The organism is Candidatus Omnitrophota bacterium (assembly GCA_023227985.1).
Taxonomy (GTDB): Bacteria; Omnitrophota; Gorgyraeia; order Gygaellales; family Profunditerraquicolaceae; genus JALOCB01.
Genome location: JALOCB010000001.1, coordinates 15,542 through 32,647 on the forward strand (window position 1 = coordinate 15,542; position 17,106 = coordinate 32,647).

General features: G+C 50.0%; 19 protein-coding genes and 2 tRNA genes. All 21 read right to left on the reverse strand.

Features of this window, described 5'->3' with window-relative positions; translation table 11 throughout:
- Positions 1-87: 87 nt before the first annotated feature.
- The 21 genes from M0R35_00075 to mutM all read right to left on the reverse strand — a co-directional run bounded on the left by M0R35_00075 (position 88) and on the right by mutM (position 17,101).
- The gene (locus tag M0R35_00075) at positions 88-906 is read right to left on the reverse strand and encodes an exonuclease domain-containing protein (protein MCK9594067.1); all 819 of its coding nucleotides are present in this window, start codon (positions 904-906) and stop codon (positions 88-90) included.
- Positions 899-1,798 carry a phosphatidylglycerol lysyltransferase domain-containing protein gene (locus tag M0R35_00080; protein MCK9594068.1) on the reverse strand — a complete coding sequence of 300 codons (900 nt, stop codon included), beginning with the start codon at positions 1,796-1,798 and terminating at the stop codon, positions 899-901. The genes M0R35_00075 and M0R35_00080 overlap by 8 nt, the downstream gene beginning before the upstream one ends.
- 3 nt (positions 1,799-1,801) lie before the next feature.
- Entirely contained in the window at positions 1,802-2,260 is a 459-nt protein-coding gene (locus M0R35_00085; protein MCK9594069.1) for a YkgJ family cysteine cluster protein, read from the reverse strand.
- A 1-nt stretch (position 2,261) separates the two neighbouring features.
- Positions 2,262-2,582: a methionine--tRNA ligase subunit beta gene (gene metG, locus M0R35_00090; protein ID MCK9594070.1), complete on the reverse strand. Its 321-nt coding sequence runs from the start codon at positions 2,580-2,582 to the stop codon at positions 2,262-2,264.
- Between the two features lie 94 nt (positions 2,583-2,676).
- Positions 2,677-3,621, reverse strand: coding sequence for a response regulator (locus tag M0R35_00095; protein MCK9594071.1), 945 nt, complete (start codon positions 3,619-3,621; stop codon positions 2,677-2,679).
- Between the two features lie 10 nt (positions 3,622-3,631).
- Entirely contained in the window at positions 3,632-4,240 is a 609-nt protein-coding gene (locus tag M0R35_00100; protein MCK9594072.1) for a chemotaxis protein CheC, read from the reverse strand.
- 269 nt (positions 4,241-4,509) lie between these two features.
- Positions 4,510-4,585, reverse strand: a tRNA-Asp gene (locus M0R35_00105).
- Positions 4,586-4,659: 74 nt separating this feature from the next.
- Positions 4,660-4,733, reverse strand: a tRNA-Val gene (locus tag M0R35_00110).
- A gap of 51 nt (positions 4,734-4,784) precedes the next feature.
- A complete protein-coding gene (locus M0R35_00115) occupies positions 4,785-5,243 on the reverse strand; it encodes a V-type ATP synthase subunit K (protein ID MCK9594073.1) in 459 nt (152 codons plus the stop codon).
- 147 nt (positions 5,244-5,390) lie between these two features.
- Positions 5,391-7,151 carry a hypothetical protein gene (locus tag M0R35_00120; GenBank protein ID MCK9594074.1) on the reverse strand — a complete coding sequence of 587 codons (1,761 nt, stop codon included), beginning with the start codon at positions 7,149-7,151 and terminating at the stop codon, positions 5,391-5,393.
- Positions 7,148-7,765, reverse strand: coding sequence for a V-type ATP synthase subunit D (locus M0R35_00125; protein MCK9594075.1), 618 nt, complete (start codon positions 7,763-7,765; stop codon positions 7,148-7,150). The genes M0R35_00120 and M0R35_00125 overlap by 4 nt, the downstream gene beginning before the upstream one ends.
- Positions 7,766-7,771: 6 nt before the next feature.
- A complete protein-coding gene (locus M0R35_00130) occupies positions 7,772-9,067 on the reverse strand; it encodes a V-type ATP synthase subunit B (GenBank protein MCK9594076.1) in 1,296 nt (431 codons plus the stop codon).
- Entirely contained in the window at positions 9,060-10,814 is a 1,755-nt protein-coding gene (locus M0R35_00135) for a V-type ATP synthase subunit A (GenBank protein MCK9594077.1), read from the reverse strand. The genes M0R35_00130 and M0R35_00135 overlap by 8 nt, the downstream gene beginning before the upstream one ends.
- A 21-nt stretch (positions 10,815-10,835) precedes the next feature.
- Positions 10,836-11,375 carry a DUF2764 domain-containing protein gene (locus tag M0R35_00140; GenBank protein ID MCK9594078.1) on the reverse strand — a complete coding sequence of 180 codons (540 nt, stop codon included), beginning with the start codon at positions 11,373-11,375 and terminating at the stop codon, positions 10,836-10,838.
- A gap of 2 nt (positions 11,376-11,377) precedes the next feature.
- Complete coding sequence (locus M0R35_00145; protein ID MCK9594079.1) at positions 11,378-11,983, reverse strand: DivIVA domain-containing protein; 606 nt, start codon at positions 11,981-11,983, stop codon at positions 11,378-11,380.
- Positions 11,984-12,001: 18 nt separating this feature from the next.
- A complete protein-coding gene (gene pyrF, locus M0R35_00150; protein ID MCK9594080.1) occupies positions 12,002-12,685 on the reverse strand; it encodes an orotidine-5'-phosphate decarboxylase in 684 nt (227 codons plus the stop codon).
- Positions 12,682-13,596 carry a dihydroorotate dehydrogenase gene (locus M0R35_00155; protein MCK9594081.1) on the reverse strand — a complete coding sequence of 305 codons (915 nt, stop codon included), beginning with the start codon at positions 13,594-13,596 and terminating at the stop codon, positions 12,682-12,684. The genes pyrF and M0R35_00155 overlap by 4 nt, the downstream gene beginning before the upstream one ends.
- Before the next feature lie 15 nt (positions 13,597-13,611).
- Positions 13,612-14,760, reverse strand: coding sequence for a glycosyltransferase (locus M0R35_00160; GenBank protein ID MCK9594082.1), 1,149 nt, complete (start codon positions 14,758-14,760; stop codon positions 13,612-13,614).
- A 73-nt stretch (positions 14,761-14,833) separates the two neighbouring features.
- Positions 14,834-15,634 carry a dihydroorotate dehydrogenase electron transfer subunit gene (locus M0R35_00165; protein ID MCK9594083.1) on the reverse strand — a complete coding sequence of 267 codons (801 nt, stop codon included), beginning with the start codon at positions 15,632-15,634 and terminating at the stop codon, positions 14,834-14,836.
- Positions 15,597-16,301: an isoprenylcysteine carboxylmethyltransferase family protein gene (locus M0R35_00170; protein ID MCK9594084.1), complete on the reverse strand. Its 705-nt coding sequence runs from the start codon at positions 16,299-16,301 to the stop codon at positions 15,597-15,599. The genes M0R35_00165 and M0R35_00170 overlap by 38 nt, the downstream gene beginning before the upstream one ends.
- Positions 16,301-17,101 carry a bifunctional DNA-formamidopyrimidine glycosylase/DNA-(apurinic or apyrimidinic site) lyase gene (gene mutM, locus M0R35_00175; GenBank protein ID MCK9594085.1) on the reverse strand — a complete coding sequence of 267 codons (801 nt, stop codon included), beginning with the start codon at positions 17,099-17,101 and terminating at the stop codon, positions 16,301-16,303. The genes M0R35_00170 and mutM overlap by 1 nt, the downstream gene beginning before the upstream one ends.
- Positions 17,102-17,106: the final 5 nt, after the last annotated feature.

Here is a 17,106-nt window from a genome sequence, read left to right on the forward strand (position 1 = left end):
CCTGACTCCCGGGACCATTGCCGCAACCGGCGACCATCAAAACTGCCGATAAAACTAAAAATAAATTACCGCGCATAATATATCCGCCTATTCTATTCTAATATCCAAGATGTTATCGATCCGGAATGTCCGCTCTTCGCTCTTTAAACAACAGAACCCCACCAGATAATTGCATCTTCCGTCCTGTTTGATTTGCCTGGGGATCACCCGGCGTTCGGTTGTTCCGGCATTCACGGAAGAAAGGTATTTGATCTTCAGTGTTGCTGACCCGGCGATAGCTTCTTTTATCAAAGTGAGCTTTTCTTCATCCCCTCCGCAGCCGGGGACCTTCTCCCCGAAAAACCCGACCAGATAACGGTATTCAAGGATCGACTTCTGTTTCATCACCTCAACGAGGCGGTTAAAGATATCCAGGGTCATTTCCACGTCGGACATGGCCCGGTGTTTCTGCTTTTTCTTGATCCCCAGCGCTTCAGCGACCGCCCATAACGGATAGCGCCCTAACCCCGGCAACAGCTTCCGGGACATTGTCAGGATATCCACCACATCCGTTCCCTGTGGCAATTCCAACAGGCTCAAAGCCAGTTCCTCCCTCAAGAAACCCATATCAAAACCGGCGTTGTACGAACAAAGGCAGCTCCCTTTTATGAACTCCAGGAACTTCGGCAGAACCTCCGCTGACAGGGGCGCGCCGTTAAGCATCTCCGGAGATATCTTATTAACCGCGAATGCTGCAGGAGAAACCGGCCTGCCGGGATCGATAAAAGATTGAAAACTGCCCAGCCGCTTTCCGGAACGTATGCGGATAGCGGCTATCTCCACGATCCTGTCCCCGGCTCCCGGATCCAGTCCCGTAGTTTCAGTATCATATATGGTGAATTCTGCTTCTTCGAATTTATTATTCATCTCTCCCCGCGGCTATATAATTAGCGACCAACTCTTGCGGACGATAAGATAATTTTACCCGGCGTAAGCCCTCCATGCCGCAATCGTCCATAATATTTATATACTTATACCCGCTCATATCGGCGCAGAATCTTCGGAATATATACTGGCTTAACCCCCGGATACCCAGATCAGTCACCTCAAAGAGGACACAGAAAGTCTCGTTGTTCAGTTCAAACCCGAAGGTGAACCCTTTGACTTTTCCGTCGATCAAAACCAGCCTGCCGCAAGGGTCAAGCTCATCAGATCCGGCCAAGAACTCCTCAAGGCAGGTAAGATTATCCGCGAGCATCCCCTGGTACACGCGATCGCCGCATGCCTGCCTGCGCCCTGACATCCATTCGGAGTAAAGCGCCAGGCACTCGGCTTTGCGCTCCGGAGAATACTGGACGTAATCAAAATCATACCGCTTTATGAATTGATTTGCCCCGGAACGCTTGGATTTAAAATGGTCTCCCTTAAGCTCTGCCAGCGACCGCCTCAGGTAAAGATATTCCCCGGGCTTTTCATAACAACGCAATCCCGAGTCGCGGTAAAATCCTATGTTGTTCCCTTCTATATTCTCTATCCGGGATACGGCCTTGTTCCGGTTAAGTTTATCCATTATCCCAAAAGCCTTATCCAGCGTATCCCGGGATATCTCATCGCCCAGAGGAGGCAGATACATAAATACCCCCGTATTGTCCGCAAAGAACAGGCAGAGATTATCATTGATCAAAACCCAGCTTATATCAAAGATTTTGCGCCAGATGAATATATTGACAAAAGAATAGGCCGACAGCCGATGACCGGAAAGTCCCAGGAAATCGCCAAAAAGACGCTTATCGTTCAATGATAGCTTATTCCGGTCCATAAGTTAAATGTTTATCCGGGTCAGATTTAAAACGTCTTCATAGGCCTGTATAAGGCAAGGATTGTTTTTCAAGATATTAATAAATTCGGGGCTTTGGCAAAATCCGCCCATTTCCAGCAGAGAATCAAAAAACCCTTTTTTGCCCAGGTTATCCTTAATGAAAACACAATTCGGGTCTATCCCCAGAAAAACCCCGGCCGGCGAACGGTTGATCAAAAAAGGATAAAGCCGGCAATCAAGCGGACGCTTAGCGTAAACCCGGCATTCATTGGTTTTAGTATCCAGGAACCCGCAAAGATAACTCCCTCGCCCGGGATCGGGCAAAACGGATATTTCAGCAAAGCGCTCTTCCTCTTCGGCCAGCAAGTGCGGCAGCCACACGGAATCTTTCTCGGCGAACCGGCAGCACCCCCGGCAGGAGAGGCAATATCCTTCGGGTATCAGATCTTCAAACTCAGGCATATTATTTTACAGTGCTTCCTAATCGCACTTCCTTGGCCGGGCTGATTATAACTATGCCGTTCTCGTCTTTGGCCGCCAGGAGCATACCCTGGCTCTCAACGCCGCGCAATACCGCCGGCTGAAGGTTATCCACGATCACGATCTGCTTGCCGACCAATTCTTCCTTGGCATAACCCGGCTTTATCCCGGCGACGATCTGCTTGGTCTTGTCGCCGGCATCCACCGTGATAACGTATAATTTATCCGCATCCGGATGGTCAACTACCTGCGTGATCCTGGCTACCTTTAATTCTATTTTTTTAAAATCCTCTATAGTGATCATCCCCGCCTCCTTATGAAAAAAAGCACCTCTAAAAAGGTGCTGGCCTAAAAGCTTGAATGGCGCCCCGCATATATACCCGAGGGCTGTAACCTTGCTAGTTCTTTCTCTTGTCTTTCACATAAACACTGCCGCCCAGGCTTTTTGCGTAATGCTTGAGTTCAGCGGCTATCTGGCTGATATGGGCGACATGGGTGAAAGTCCGGCATTCGTTGGTTATTACCGCTACAGCTATGCCTACCAGCGGGATCTGGCAGAGATCGCCCATCCTGTTCTTGGCTACGACGTAACCGCGTTTTTTGTCTTCTTCATTATAAAATTGCCCCTTACCCGCCTCAAATTTCTCGACGACCTCTTTGGCCACATCTTCCCATTTATCCGTAGTAGTAATAAAGATAAAATCGTCCCCGCCGATATGTCCAAGGAAATCACTGGCGGAGCCCCGGCTTTTCAAAGCCTTGATTATTATCTGGGCGGTATAATAAATGATCTTATCCCCCATCTCAAACCCATAGCCGTCATTAAACTCCTTGAATTTGTTCAGATCCACGTACCCCACGGCGAAAAGTTCTTTGGACTTAAGCCTGGCTTCCATCTCTTTCATCACTGAGATATTCCCAGGTAGTTTCGTCAGGGGATTGGCGTCCAGGTCGCGGGTCATCCGGACAAACGAAGCCTTGACCCGGGCCAGCAGCTCCGCCGGCTCAAAAGGCTTCTCCACATAGTCATCCGCGCCGGCGTATATGCCTTTTATCTTGGCCATTGAATCCCTCGTTTCCATGAGCAAAATGACATTGCTGTGTTTTAAATCAAAGCTGCTGCGGATACTCTTACAGATATCCATGCCATTGACTTTTTCGGAGGTAAAATCAGCTATGACAAGATGGAACGGCTCTTGTCCCAGGATTAAAAATCCTTCTTCCTGGTTATTAGCCACCTTGACGTTATATCCTTCGCCCATAAGCAGGGCGCTCAGGAACTCGCTGGATTCTTTTTCACTCACGATAAGCAGGATATCGCCTTCTGATGACGCAGAACTCATCTCGCCTCCTCTAATCTAAAGATTCAAGCAGTTTCTTGCACGCCTTTTGAATATAACCCATAGCCTCGTCGGTCAAAATAAGGTAGAAACTGCCGTTTATTCTCGCATTAGGTTCAACAAAAACAGCCTCGGCGAACAGAACATTGGCATCCTTGGAATAAGGGGCCATTACCATATTAAGCGATTGCTGGATCGAACCGCTGACCAGAGTCGGGATGGAAGGGATGACGATCGTTTTTAAGATCATACTCAGGGCCCCTACATACGAAGAAATAATGACGTTGCCGACTTCCTTAATTACCGACAAGCCCATTTCGGTGAATCTGCTCCCTTTCTTATCGTCGGGGTGAACGCGGTAACAAAGGTCGACAAGTTTAAACGCGCTTTTTTCTTCCAGGACAAAAATTATCTCGCCTTTAAGGCCGCTGAGAATATTACAGGCTACGCTGATTACGACAGTATTGGCGGCGATCTTCTGCGAGATCCGGCTGGTAGTAACGATATCCAGAGAAGGCATCTCAACATCTATTTTAGTCCCCAGGATCTCGGAAAGGGCGATGCTTCCGTGGCCTGCGGCGATACTGCCGACCTCTCTTAAAATATCCATTTCGTCTTTCATCAAAACTCCTTCCGGATGAAACGCCTTAGTATCTTAGAAGCAATCTTCTCAAGATACTAAATTATCACAGGAAAACCGCTTAGGCAAGCCCTTTTAACCTCCCGTCTAAAAACAAAAAGCACCCGCAAGGGGGTGCTTCGGTGTTACTTTTATCCCTCGCGTAAGCGCTCAAAACTTATTACAGGTTTTTTCGCACGCTTAGGGATCAATTCGGCCATATAACTTCCGTTCATCCGCTTCTCTTCTTTCGGAAGTTATGGTCTTATTAACGGGGTCGACGAGATTTGAACTCGCGATCTTCGCCGTGACAGGGCGACGTGTTAAACCAGGCTACACTACGACCCCATAATTTACTTTCAGGATGTTAATTGTAAGCTAAAACCGGACTAAATGCAACTTTTATTTGTTTCCGGTAAAAATGGGCGGTACAGGACTTGAACCTGTAACCTTTTGAATGTAAATCAAACGCGCTAACCAATTGCGCCAACCGCCCGCAAAAAGAGTATTTAATACTACCACATAACCCGCGGAATTTCAACCCTGTTTAAGCCCCGGTAAATTTCCCCAGTATGCCCAAAGTAAAGGCCATAACGAACAAGGCTACGGTCTCAGTCATGCCCAATACAACTATGTAGTTCCCGAACCCTTTATTTGTCTCGCCCATAGCGTCGCAGGCCGCGGCCGCGCATTTCCCCTGAAAAAAAGCGCTAAGTCCCATAGCCGCTCCGGCAAAAGCCCCGATGCCCCAGAGATATTGGCCTTGGGTAGAGATCTCATATATCTTATTCATTACGATCATGCCGTATATGGTCTGGGTAAGCGGCGCGCCCACAAAAGCTACGAGCATAAACGAAGCCGCTTTATTCTGAATATAATTCTTTTTCCAGGCGCCAATAGCCGCCATACCGGCGCTCCCCGCGCCGGCCGCAGAGCCGAAAGCCGCCAAAGCCAAAACCATTGCTAACCCCAGATCCTTGAACTGCATAAGAACGCTTGGTTCCATTTTATCCTCCTTAGGTAATTACTGTTCAGGCCTATTCTCTTCCCGCTAAATGCCCCGGCTTAGCAGTCTGCACCCGGCCGTATAGAAACGTCCGGGGTAGCCTTGTGGCTTAAGGAACTCGCGAAAAAAGAATGCCCTTGCACTATTTTATTCTTTCAACGGGCTATACGCGACACCGCTCCAAGACACTTGGGCGTGACTGGAAAATTCCAAAACATTAAGCCTAACCCCATGCACCAGCACTGACATCGGCCCCAATGCAATATTCAGGCTATGCCCGATCACTGCGATCGCCGCGCTCGCCAGAACAGCTAAAACTCCATTTCCCAGCCCGGAAGCCATGACATTGGCTGTATCGGCTATAGCTACTCCGGCCAGACCTACCGCGAAAAGACGCACATACGAAACTACGTCGGTAAAATTGTTCATCAGGCTGAGGGCTATAGTCCCCATTCCTTCGCCGATAGCCTTAAAGACATTCCGCTGGGGGTTGGTGAACAAGATCACCAGCCCGACCCCGGCGATTATCAACCATTTTACCTGGCCGGGTAACGGCTCCGAAAGGATCAAATTACGAGCCAGGAAGAACGCGCTCCAGAGCACCCCGATCCAGCCTATATCCGCCAGTGCGGACAGGGAAGGTGATTTCAAAACCGCCCTCCAGGCATGGGCGATGGACAAATGCAGCGCCCCCAGGAAGAAACAAAAACTCTGCATGAACTTTATATCGTTTAGAAGCGGGACCAGCGGTTTTACCCCGTGCCTAACCAGCCATTCCTGGCCGAAAAAAGTCCCGGTTAACATCCCCCATACAACAGCGCAGGAACTTAAAAGATAAAAAAGCGGAAAAACATTCCCGGAGGACTTATTCTTACCCGTTTTTTTATGCATCAAACCGGTCAAAATAAGATATACCAGGCCATAACCGGCGTCGCCTATTATTATGCCAAAAAATACGCTGAAGAAGATCAGGAACAAAATACTGACATCCAGCTCCCTGTACCCTGGGGTGATCCCCAAAAGGCCCAGAACAGGCTTGATCAACTCTACCCATTTGGGATTACGGATCAATGTCGGGACATTATCGTCCTGCGCCGGCTCACGGATAGAGATCGCCCATTTATTGTCCCTGGCAGTCGCCTGGAGCATCACGCACGCGTCAATAGGGGCATACCCCGCCAGATAAGCGCAGCACCCGGACCGGCCCATCCCGCTCACGGCCCGCTGGAATTCCAGTTCCTTTTCCAAAATCCTGCGTGATCCGCCTATCCCCGAATAATAACCCGCGTATTTTTTCAGCTCTTTTTCAAGCATTTTCTCCAGGCGGGAATCTTCTTCTAACTTACTGCGCATTTGGCCTAAAGACGCCTTGGGCAGAACAATTTCTTTGGCGGGGACCTCGACTTTGTCCCTGGATATAACCAAACAATTGACAATACCGTTGCGCTGCGAAATCTTTTTAACGATCACCCCCTGCGGCAGGGCATACAATTCCTTTAAAGACATCCTATATAGCCGGATCAATATATCCTTCCGGGACAGCCTTTCAATCAGCGAAGGATCAAAATCCCCCCATTCCTGCCACTCGCTGATCCGGATCTTAAGCAACCGCGAATATTCCCGGAGTTGATCTAACCGTTTATCCTGATCAATAATATGCCGGCAGATATTCCTCCAGTCCGCTGCTTGTTCTCTAGGCGCATCCTCGATATCCCGGCAATAACGGGATAAGATATCTCCCGCGGACTTTGCGAGGTTTATATCTTCCTGCAGGCTCGTAATATCTTTCCCTTGAGGCACTTGCTGATGCTCTAAGTGCATCACTCCCAATTTACGCAATTGGGAAATAGTACCGCCAGCGTCTTTCGCCTGGCAGATGCAATAGACCTTCTTCATCGCTACGATCATGCCGCCACCTCGGCCAGATCCAGCTCTTCGATCTTGCGTTTGGCGATCTTACATCTGCCTACCGCGTTAGCCATCTGGTCTCCTATATATATCTTTATCCTGCGGATAACCTCTTGCGCCTCCGGGATCTTCACCTTCTCGAAAAGATTCACCCTTTGGGCAGTGATGCGCAGTTCCTGTTTAAGGATATCCACCGCCTGTTCTATATAGCGGATCTCTTCATTCAGGCAAACCAACTCCCTTAAAAGATCGATCGCGCTGTCCACCCACGCGGGGGTCAAAAACAGATCATATTCCGCCTCGCTGAAATCCACGCGCTCAAGGACAGAAAGGTCAACCCCGGCGATATTCCTCGCGGAAGTGATCATCTTTACCGGACTGATCCATTGCGCTAAAAACACATCTTGCTCCGCCAAAAGCCCTGTCCAGGACAAAATAGAAAGCCTTTTGGAATTTTCCAGCCGGCGCTTCTCTTCGGCCAGAGAATTCCAATGCAATATCTCCATCTGTAACTGCTGTTTCTTAAGCTGGAGCGTCGGCAGGTAACGTTCGAATTGCCGCAGAGAATCGCGTTGTTTTTTTAATTCGCCTTTGGTTAATTTTATCTTGGCCATGCGATATTACCTCTTCGGCCAGTATTGTTCGATCAGCGCCTTCTTGATCGCGGTCTCTTCGGGGGTAAAGCACTCGCTTAATATCTCCCAGCCGCGGTCCAGGGCTTTTTCCAACGGAATATTGACCTTTAAAGACATCATTTCTGTCTCAAAAAGCCCTCCGTATTTTAAAAGCTTCCTGTCCCAGGCGCTCATCTGAAAGCCCATAGCCTGCTTTTCCAGGGCTTCCCGATAGCTGGCGAATAACTGGATCATAGTGTCCATAATGGTCCGGTGGTCGCAGCGGGTTTTTCCGTTAACCTGCTGCTTCAACCGGCTTAAAGAACCAAACGGCTCGATAACGCCGTTCTTCAGGTAAAACTGCCCTTCAGTGATATAGCCGGTGTTGTCCGGGACCGGATGGGTAACGTCATCCCCGGGCATAGTGGTGACCGCGAGTATCGTAATAGATCCGGCGGAATCAAAATCCACCGCTTTCTCGTACCGGCTGGCTAACTGGCTATAAAGGTCTCCGGGATAGCCGCGGTTGGAAGGGACTTGTTCCATGGTAATGGAGACCTCCTTGAGGGCGTCGGCGAAATTGGTCATATCCGACAAAAGCACCAGGACCTTTTTCCCTTTCAAGGCGAAATGCTCGGCCACCGCCAGGCTGATATCCGGTACAAGCAGGCATTCCACGGTCGGGTCAGAAGCGGTATGGATAAAGAATATCGACCGGGAAAGCGCGCCTTGTTCTTCAAGCGTTTCCCTGAAAAAAAGATAATCGTCATATTTAAGCCCCATACCGCCGAGGATGATAATATCCACTTCCGCCTGGATCGCGATCCTGGCCAGCACATCATTATACGGCTCTCCGGCGATTGAAAAAATCGGCAGTTTCTGCGATTCCACCAGGGAATTAAAGACATCGATCATCGGGATGCCTGTGCGGATCATTTTATTGGGAATGATCCTCTTTACCGGGTTTACCGGTTGGCCGCCGATATCCACGGGATTATCGGTCAAAACCGGCCCCTTATCCAAAGGCTGGCCGCTTCCATTGAATATCCTGCCTAACAGGTCTTCGCTGGCGCTGATGCGCATAGAATGGCCGAGAAAACGGACAGGGTCCTGCGTAGAAACGCCTTTACTGCCGGCGAATATCTGAAGGGAAACGCGTTTACCATCCAGGCGGATTACCTGGCCCAGAGAAACCCCGCGGGAAGTGGTTATCTCGGCGATGTCATTGTACCCGACGCCGTCGGCCTCCACGGTAATCACGTCCCCGGCTACCTGAACGATATTAGTATAGATCTTATTCATGGTTGTTCTCTTTCCCGATCTTGCGTTTTTGCTCTAAAAGAAGCGTTAATTCCTTCTCGATCTTTGCAAACTCATCAGACCTGAACTGGCTGGAATTCCACCCCTTAAAGAGCTGGCGCAGCTGTTGAAAGAACTGCAGCGACTTTTCCTTGTTTCCAAAATCGAATTCCTCCTCGAGGATATTATGGATGAAATTGAACACATATTCCTGCCGTTCCGCGGGGCAGGACTCATCTACCGGGTCAAAGGCGTTCTGCTGAAGATAGACAAAATCGAAGAATTCGCCTTTCAGGTAAACAATGTAATCCGCCAGAGAAGTGCCTTCTTCGCCGACAACCTTCATCATCTGGCTCACCTCGTGGCTTTTGCGCAGGATATCGCGGCCGCGTTCCTGCCGGTCCTGCTTAATTATGCTCGGGTATTTGCTCCAACTGATCAGCGGATCGATCGCCGGGTACCGCCGGGCATCCGAGCGCTCGCGGGAAAGTCCGTGAAACGCGCCGACCACTTTCAATGTCGCCTGGGTCACCGGCTCTTCGAAATTGCCACCGGCAGGGCTTACTGTGCCGCCTATAGTCACTGAACCTAAAGACCCGTCATTGAGCCTGACCAATCCCGCGCGTTCATAAAAAGAGGCGATGCGCGATTCCAGATAAGCGGGAAAGGCCTCTTCTCCGGGGATCTCCTCCAGCCTGCCGGACATCTCGCGCATTGCCTGCGCCCAACGGGACGTGGAATCCGCGAGCAGCAGAACATTCAACCCCATCTGGCGGTAATACTCGGATATGGTCACCGCGGTGTAAACGCTGGATTCCCTTGCCGCGACAGGCATAGAACTGGTATTACAGATAATAACCGTACGGTCGCTTAACGGTTTCTTAGTCCGGGGATCGATCAATCCCGGGAATGTCTTTAATGTCTCCACCACTTCCCCGGCGCGCTCGCCGCAGGCGGCAATGATCACGATATCCGCTTCAGCGTGGCGGCTGGTCAACTGCTGCAGCACGGTCTTGCCCGCGCCGAAAGGCCCAGGTATACAGAATGTCCCTCCCATAGCTACCGGAAAAAGCGAATCGATCAGGCGTATCTTGGTGACTAACGGCTGGCTGGAACGGATTTTTTCCGCGTAAGCCTTGATCGGTATTTTTACCGGCCAGCTCTGTTTAAGATAAGCTTCCTCTTCCTTGCCGTCCGGGCGCAGCATCCGGGCAACAGGATGTTTTAAATCATATTTTCCGGCGGGAACCACGTCCACCACTTCAGCCAGGCCGCGCAAACCGAACGGGACCATGATAAAATGCTTGAATATTTTTTCCGGGACAAACCCCAGCTTATCCCCGGCCTTTACTTTATCGCCTTTTTTAACCAACGGGGTGAAATCCCATTCTTTCTCTTCGTCCAGGGGAGATAGATAAGCCCCTCGTTTCAGAAAAAATCCGTATTGGCGTGCCAACTCCGGCAAAGGGTTCTCCAAACCGTCAAAGATCCCGCCCAGCATACCCGGGCCAAGTTCTACCGAAAGCAGTTCGCCGGTGAACTCTACCGGTTCCCCGACCTGCAGGCCGGCGGTACTCTCATAAACCTGGGTCTCCGCCAAATCCCGCCTTACCCGGATCACCTCCGCTTTCAGGGCTTCATTGCCGTGTTTGATATAAGCGACTTCATTCTGGATCACCAGAGAATCCGCCTGGGCCGTGACCATATTACCGCTGATCTTTACGATCTTGCCGCTTCTTCTATGCTGCATGATTAAACCTCTCTATGAATTTCAATGTTTTTCGCTTAATTCCATAACCCGCTTAAGCTGGGCCTGATTGTCCGCTCCGCTGATATTCGCCCAGCGCAGGAGTATGCGTAATTTCAAACAGTAGATGATCAGGGCGTCCAGATCAAAGTAATGCCCAAAAGAAAGCTCTTCCAGCTTTTTCCATCTTTCCTGGTCGAGGAACTTCTCCGCTTCCGCCGGCGAAGGGATGCGCCGGCTGTTAGCCGCAATATGGACAAGCCCGCTATCCCCGGATCCGTCCGGGCGCAGATATTTAGCAGGCTCGATCTTCCTGCGGCTGGCGCGGACTTTAACCAGTTCATTGCGCAATCCGGTCTCGAATGCCTGCCATTGTTTTAATGTCGGCTGCCTGGCCGGATGATCCAATAACGCTTTGCCGGCGCAAAGCCCTAAGGTCTGATAATCCTCTTCCGGAATAAGGTCCCGGCACATTCCCATAAAACGTTCCAAGGAATATTCTGGTTTTGCCCCGAACTGGAGCACAGGAAGACTGGAGATCAAATAAGTATAGAACTCCGGCATTGTTATTTTGTATCCTTAAGTATCTGCTCAACTTTAGGCTTAACTTGCGTTTGGAGGTATTGCACCAGGGCTTTTTCGCTGAAATCAAAATGTGACTTGCCCGCGTCGAAACTGATCATGAACCCGGCGCGGATATCATCCCCCTGCCTTAACTCTATCCCGTTCTTAAGCTCGTTTTTAAGTTTATTCAGGAAATGCCCTTCCAATTTGCTTTTATCCGGGGCGCTCAGATATACCACAGCCTGTTTCCCTCCCTGGCCGCAGCATTCCTTAATGATCCCGGAGATCATCTGCGAAAGCTCTTCGGCAGTTAAGGCCACAGCGACATCTTTGACTATAACCCGCTCCAATAATCCCAGTATACCTTCTTTAAGGCCGAGCAGAAAGTCCCTGCCTGCCTGCTGAAGCTCCGCGCGGGAACTTTCCTTCAGGCGCTCGACTTTTTCTTGAGCGTCCTCAACGATCTTCTTGGCCTGCGCCTGGGCCTTGCGCACGATCATATCGGCCTCTTCCTGCGCCTGTTTCTCAATCTGGGCCGCTTTTTCCTGGGCGGCCACAACGCCTTCCTGGTTTATTTTTTCAATAAGTTCTTTGATCTGGTCTGACATAAAACACCTTTCTATTTTTTACCCCGTCTCATTGATAATGCTTTTTGCGGCCTGAAGCGGATCTTCCGCCTCGGTTATCGGCCGACCCACTACAATGTAATTAGCTCCGGCGGCAATCGCGTCTTTTGGGGTAGCTATCCGCTTCTGATCACCCGCCTCGGCGCCTTTCGGCCTGATTCCCGGAGTAACAATAACAAAATTATTGCCGCAAGCTTTACGGACAGCCTTAGCTTCATGCACCGAGCAAACCACTCCGTCCAGACCCGCCTTCTTAGCCAGTTTCGCCCGGCGGACCACTTCGGATTTGGTGTTCATTCCCGATTTGTCGCTGGTCAGGACCGTGATCCCCAATAAGATAGGCTTCTTGATCTTCAGTCTTGCCGCCTCTTCCTGGGCTGCCTGCGCCGCCCGGCAGAGCATCTCTTCGCCTCCCGATGTATGCAGGGTAAACATCTTGACCCTTAACCCGGCAGCCTGGCGCACTGCATTAGCCACTGTATTAGGTATATCGTGGAATTTCAGGTCCAGAAAAACCTCAGCGCCTTTCTTCCGCGCCATCTCGATAACTTTCGGTCCATAGGCGGTAAAAAGCACCGGGCCGATCTTAAAGACCTTTATCCGCGGGTAAAGCATCTCAACAAAACGCCGGGCTGTTTTTAAATCTTTAGTATCTAAAGCGATGATTGTTTTAACTGCGGTCATTCTTTCAAACTCCCGGTCAAAGCTTTGATATTCTTTATCCTGTTTGCCCTTAAATATTTACCCAGGCCCTCTATGATCTCGCTGGAGCTGCCGGGATCGACAAAATTAGCCGTACCCACGCTCACCGCGCTTGCCCCGGCAATAATGAATTCCAGGGCGTCCTCAGAAGTCATTATCCCCCCGATTCCGATGATAGGTGTCTTTACTTTCTTATAAACCTCTCTGACCATACGAACTGCTATCGGCTTGATCGCCGGGCCGCTCAAACCGCCTGTTCCCATAGCGATCTTCGGCCTTCTTTTATTTATATCGATGCTCATCCCGTAAACGGTGTTGATCAGCGCAAGGCAATCGCTGCCCGCTTTTTCCGCGGCCAGGGCGATCTCGGTGATATCGGCGACATTAGGCGAGAGTTTGGTGATCAGTGTTTTTCCGCAGGCCTTGCGCACAGCCTTGACCAGGCTATAAGTGGCTTCCGGGTCCTGGGACACCAATTTGTTCTTTTTCAGGTTGGGGCAGGAAATATTCAATTCCAGGGCGGCAATACCGTCCAGCTTGTCCAACCGCCTGGCCAGGGAAACGAATTCTTGTGGATCGGTTTCCGAGGCTATGCTGACGATCACCGGAACCCCGGATTTTCTCAGAACCGGCAGTTTCTCCTCAATAAACGCTTCTATGCCCGGGTTCTCCAGGCCAATGGAATTAAGCATCCCCGCAGGTGTTTCACATGTACGCGGAGCGGGATTACCCTGCCGAGGGTTAATAGTAACAGTCTTTGAGACCACTGCGCCCAATTTTTTCAGATCAAGTAAATCCGCGAATTCCTCGGCATAACCAAAAGTTCCGGAAGCGGCCATCACCGGATTCTTTAATTTCAGTTTTCCTAAACTGACAGACATGTCTTGTTTCATTTTAAGCCCGCTTTTTTAAAAACTCGGCTCGACGCAAAACACCTTATATTTATTGAAATCCTTTAATCCGCCCTGGATAAAACTGAGGTTAGTCAGATACTTCAGCTTAAACCAGGTCCAGAATTCCGATCTCGGTTCCATATCGAAATTCCACCTGACATACAGATACGCATAGCGCCAGGTCAAAAGAAAAGCCAGCAGCGTGAAGAGCAGCCATCCTAAGCCTCCGGCGATAAAACTGAAAACCAGCCCGAGCAGGAATAAAACGGCCCAGGCGTGCATTAAATGAAAGTTCCCCAGGTATATGAACCCCCTGACCGGGGAAGGTATTTTTATCGACGGGCAGCCTTTCAAGTTCTGAAAGATCACTTGAAGGGCGTTCTTCTTCACATATTTCTCGATCAACGGCAGATGCGCCTGTCCGTAAGTAACCCAGACTTTCCTTAACGCCTTAAGGTCTGCCCGGTGCATATGATCAACCTTGGCCAGGGGAGCAAAATAGAATTTCCAGCCCTTAGACCGGTGTTGATAGCTCAAGTCCATATCCTCGCCAGTAGGCCTTTCCCAGAACTTGGCGCCGATCTCTTTCATCGCGCTCCTGCGGTAAGCCACGTTGCAAGTGCCGAAGAAATACGCCTTATGCCCGCCTATATCGCAAGGGCTGGGCTCCTTGGGAAAATCCGGGTAATAACCCTCTTTAATAAAGCCATACCGGGGAGAGACCATATTGAAGCGGAAATGCTGGCACCAGGCCTCAACCATATTATTCGGATCGACCTTCAGGGTATACACCTCTCCCCCTACCGCGGCTATCTTCGGGTCACGGTTGAAATGCTTGATCATTTCATTTATCCAGCTTTTATCCGGGGCGCAGTCTCCGTCGGTAAAGAAAAGAAATTCCCCCTTTACCACGCCCAGGGCCTTGTTCCTGGCAAACCCCGGGGAAGGACAGTTCGGGACTTCCACCAATTTAATGAACGGATATTTCTTCTGCCAATTTTGAATGATCTGTATCGTTTTATCGCTGGAGCCGCCGTCCACTATGACCCATTCCCAGCTATCATGGGAATAATCCACGTTAAGCAGGTATTCGAATGATTTCTCAATAGTGCGCTCAAAATTCTTGACCGGGATAATGATGGAAACAAACGGTGATTGAGGCATCTTTCCCCTCCTTGCATACGTATGCAACACCGGCGTTTCCAAGAACGCCGGGTGTGATTATATACACCCACCCTCACCACACTATTTCTTCGCCGCGAAAAACCGGGCCTTCTTTACAGACCCTCTTAAAACCTTCGGTTGTGTTCACCACACAGCCCAGGCAGGCGCCGATCCCGCAAGACATATGCTCCTCAAGGGACATCTGGGCTGGAATTTTATGCTTTGCGCTGATCCGGGAGACTTCTTTTAACATAGGCCTGGGGCCGCAGGCGTAGATAATCGATAGCCGATAATCGATAGTCGATAGTAATTTCTCCAGCAACTCAGTGACCCTTCCGTGAAAACCGCGGGAGCCGTCATCGGTGGCGATCTTAACAACACAACCCTTTTTCTTGAATTCTTTTTCGCAGAGGATATGTTCCGCGCTGCGGCTGCCGATAAGCACCAGCGGCAAGCGGTTTGCGGCAAGCGGTTTGCGCGAAACCAGTTCTTGCGCCAGAAAATTCAACGGCGCTACCCCCATTCCACCGCAAACAAGTATATGCCGGCGCTCAGATATATCCTTTGCCTTATAATCAAACCCCTTGCCCAAAGGCCCTATTATATCCAGTTCTTGCGCAGGCCGCATAGCGGAAAGGATCTTTGTCGCTGGGCCCAGGGCTTCATAAAGGATCTCAAGCTTTTGCCCGGAAACAGCATGGATACTCAACGGCCTGCGCAGAAGCGGCGCAGCGGGTCCATTTACCCGGAGCATAATGAACTGCCCGGGGCGGGCGATACGGCTTAAACTCCCCGCGTCTAGAACAAGACGGTAATAAGCGCCGTTGATCCGGCAATTACTTCGAATTTTTATTTTCTTTTGTAATACGTTCATATCTTTCAGCCAAGAAAACGATCACAATGAAATAAAGCAGGAATATGGCCAGCAAAACAGCCAAATCCGCCACAATGGTCCATTGGTTCCCGGCTCGGATATCCTCCCAGGATTCGACTATCAGGGCTGCGCAGAGCACTATCAGAATGCTGGGCAGCTCTCTTTTAAACCAGCTTAATTTTACCGGCAGGCAATCCGCTATATCGGTCCTGAGCAAAAAACCCGGATCAGGCAGTAAGCGCGGCACCCTGCGCATATAATCCTTATATTCTTCGCCGAAACCGTTTAATAAGACCTTTTCTTCGCTGATTATCACATGCACGTAACGCAGGATAAAAATTAACGCGAATATCGCGAATACCCAGGGATGAAAAACGAACAGGACCACGCCTGAACCGATCAGTATTATGCCCAGGTACATCGGGTTCCTGACCAGTGAATACGGCCCGCTGGTGAGCAAAGAATGCCCGCTGCGGGAAAGTTCCGCCTTATAACCGCGGCTGGAAACCCGCAACAGCTGGCCCAAAAGGATCAACCCCATCCCAAAGATCTCAACCAGATCATCCCACGGTCCAGGGGTATGCCGGATAAGTTTGAAGATAAAAAAAGAGCAGATTAAAATAGTAAAAAAGATAAAAATGCCGTTTACCTTTATGCGCTTCTTCATTATTTTTGACAGCGGGGACAAAAACAAGTCCCCCGGCCTCCCATAGCGATCTTCTTGATCACGGTTTTACATGCCATACACGGCTTGCCCTGCCTGCCGTAAACCTTGTGCTTACGGCTGTAATCTCCTCGTTTGCCTGAAACACGCACATAATCGTCGATCGAGGACCCGCCGCATTTTATCGCCTCATCCAGGACCGCGACTATCTCTTTAAACAACAGCGTTTTTTCCGCTTCCGCAAGGCTGACTGCCGACCTTTCCGGGTTTATTTTAGCACGAAATAGTATTTCTGCAGCGTAAAGATTTCCTATGCCGGCAATAAAGGTCTGATCCATTAAAAGCGGCTTGATCCGCGTCTTTCTGCCGGAAAGAAGTTTTTTAAAACTCCGGATGGTCAGATCAAACGGCTCCGGGCCCAATTCCTTGATGAATTTTAACTCTCGCCAATCATCCAAAAGCCGTAATTCCGCAAACAGCCGCTGGTCGTTAAAATCCAATGTATTATTGCCGGATAACCTGAAGCTGACCCTGCTAGTTTTTCCATTTCCGGGATAAACCAATTGGCCGGTCATTTTAAGATGAACTGTCAGGGCTTTACCGTTGGAAAGCTCAAGTATAAGAACCTTGGCCCGGCGCAGGATTCTTTTTATGACCGCGTTCCTTAAACCTGCCGCGAACTGCGTTGGCCCGGGCTGGCGGATCACCGCGGGGTTATTTATGGCCACACCGAGGATCTTTCTCCCCAGCACAGTTCCTTCCAAGTCCCGCTTTATAGTCTCTACTTCAGGAAGTTCCGGCATTGTCT

Excerpts from the sequence above, each read along its gene's own strand:
- M0R35_00080 (MCK9594068.1), bottom strand. The coding sequence starts at position 1,798 with ATGGACCGGAATAAGCTATCATTGAACGATAAGCGTCTTTTTGGCGAT.
- M0R35_00140 (MCK9594078.1), bottom strand. The coding sequence starts at position 11,375 with ATGCCGGAGTTCTATACTTATTTGATCTCCAGTCTTCCTGTGCTCCAG.
- pyrF (MCK9594080.1), bottom strand. The coding sequence starts at position 12,685 with ATGACCGCAGTTAAAACAATCATCGCTTTAGATACTAAAGATTTAAAA.
- M0R35_00170 (MCK9594084.1), bottom strand. The coding sequence starts at position 16,301 with ATGAAGAAGCGCATAAAGGTAAACGGCATTTTTATCTTTTTTACTATT.
- M0R35_00075 (MCK9594067.1), bottom strand. The coding sequence starts at position 906 with ATGAATAATAAATTCGAAGAAGCAGAATTCACCATATATGATACTGAA.
- M0R35_00100 (MCK9594072.1), bottom strand. The coding sequence starts at position 4,240 with ATGAAAGACGAAATGGATATTTTAAGAGAGGTCGGCAGTATCGCCGCA.
- M0R35_00165 (MCK9594083.1), bottom strand. The coding sequence starts at position 15,634 with ATGAACGTATTACAAAAGAAAATAAAAATTCGAAGTAATTGCCGGATC.
- mutM (MCK9594085.1), bottom strand. The coding sequence starts at position 17,101 with ATGCCGGAACTTCCTGAAGTAGAGACTATAAAGCGGGACTTGGAAGGA.
- M0R35_00160 (MCK9594082.1), bottom strand. The coding sequence starts at position 14,760 with ATGCCTCAATCACCGTTTGTTTCCATCATTATCCCGGTCAAGAATTTT.
- metG (MCK9594070.1), bottom strand. The coding sequence starts at position 2,582 with ATGATCACTATAGAGGATTTTAAAAAAATAGAATTAAAGGTAGCCAGG.
- M0R35_00130 (MCK9594076.1), bottom strand. The coding sequence starts at position 9,067 with ATGAATAAGATCTATACTAATATCGTTCAGGTAGCCGGGGACGTGATT.
- M0R35_00115 (MCK9594073.1), bottom strand. The coding sequence starts at position 5,243 with ATGGAACCAAGCGTTCTTATGCAGTTCAAGGATCTGGGGTTAGCAATG.
- M0R35_00135 (MCK9594077.1), bottom strand. The coding sequence starts at position 10,814 with ATGCAGCATAGAAGAAGCGGCAAGATCGTAAAGATCAGCGGTAATATG.
- M0R35_00085 (MCK9594069.1), bottom strand. The coding sequence starts at position 2,260 with ATGCCTGAGTTTGAAGATCTGATACCCGAAGGATATTGCCTCTCCTGC.
- M0R35_00125 (MCK9594075.1), bottom strand. The coding sequence starts at position 7,765 with ATGGCCAAGATAAAATTAACCAAAGGCGAATTAAAAAAACAACGCGAT.
- M0R35_00095 (MCK9594071.1), bottom strand. The coding sequence starts at position 3,621 with ATGAGTTCTGCGTCATCAGAAGGCGATATCCTGCTTATCGTGAGTGAA.
- M0R35_00120 (MCK9594074.1), bottom strand. The coding sequence starts at position 7,151 with ATGATCGTAGCGATGAAGAAGGTCTATTGCATCTGCCAGGCGAAAGAC.
- M0R35_00145 (MCK9594079.1), bottom strand. The coding sequence starts at position 11,983 with ATGTCAGACCAGATCAAAGAACTTATTGAAAAAATAAACCAGGAAGGC.
- M0R35_00155 (MCK9594081.1), bottom strand. The coding sequence starts at position 13,596 with ATGAAACAAGACATGTCTGTCAGTTTAGGAAAACTGAAATTAAAGAAT.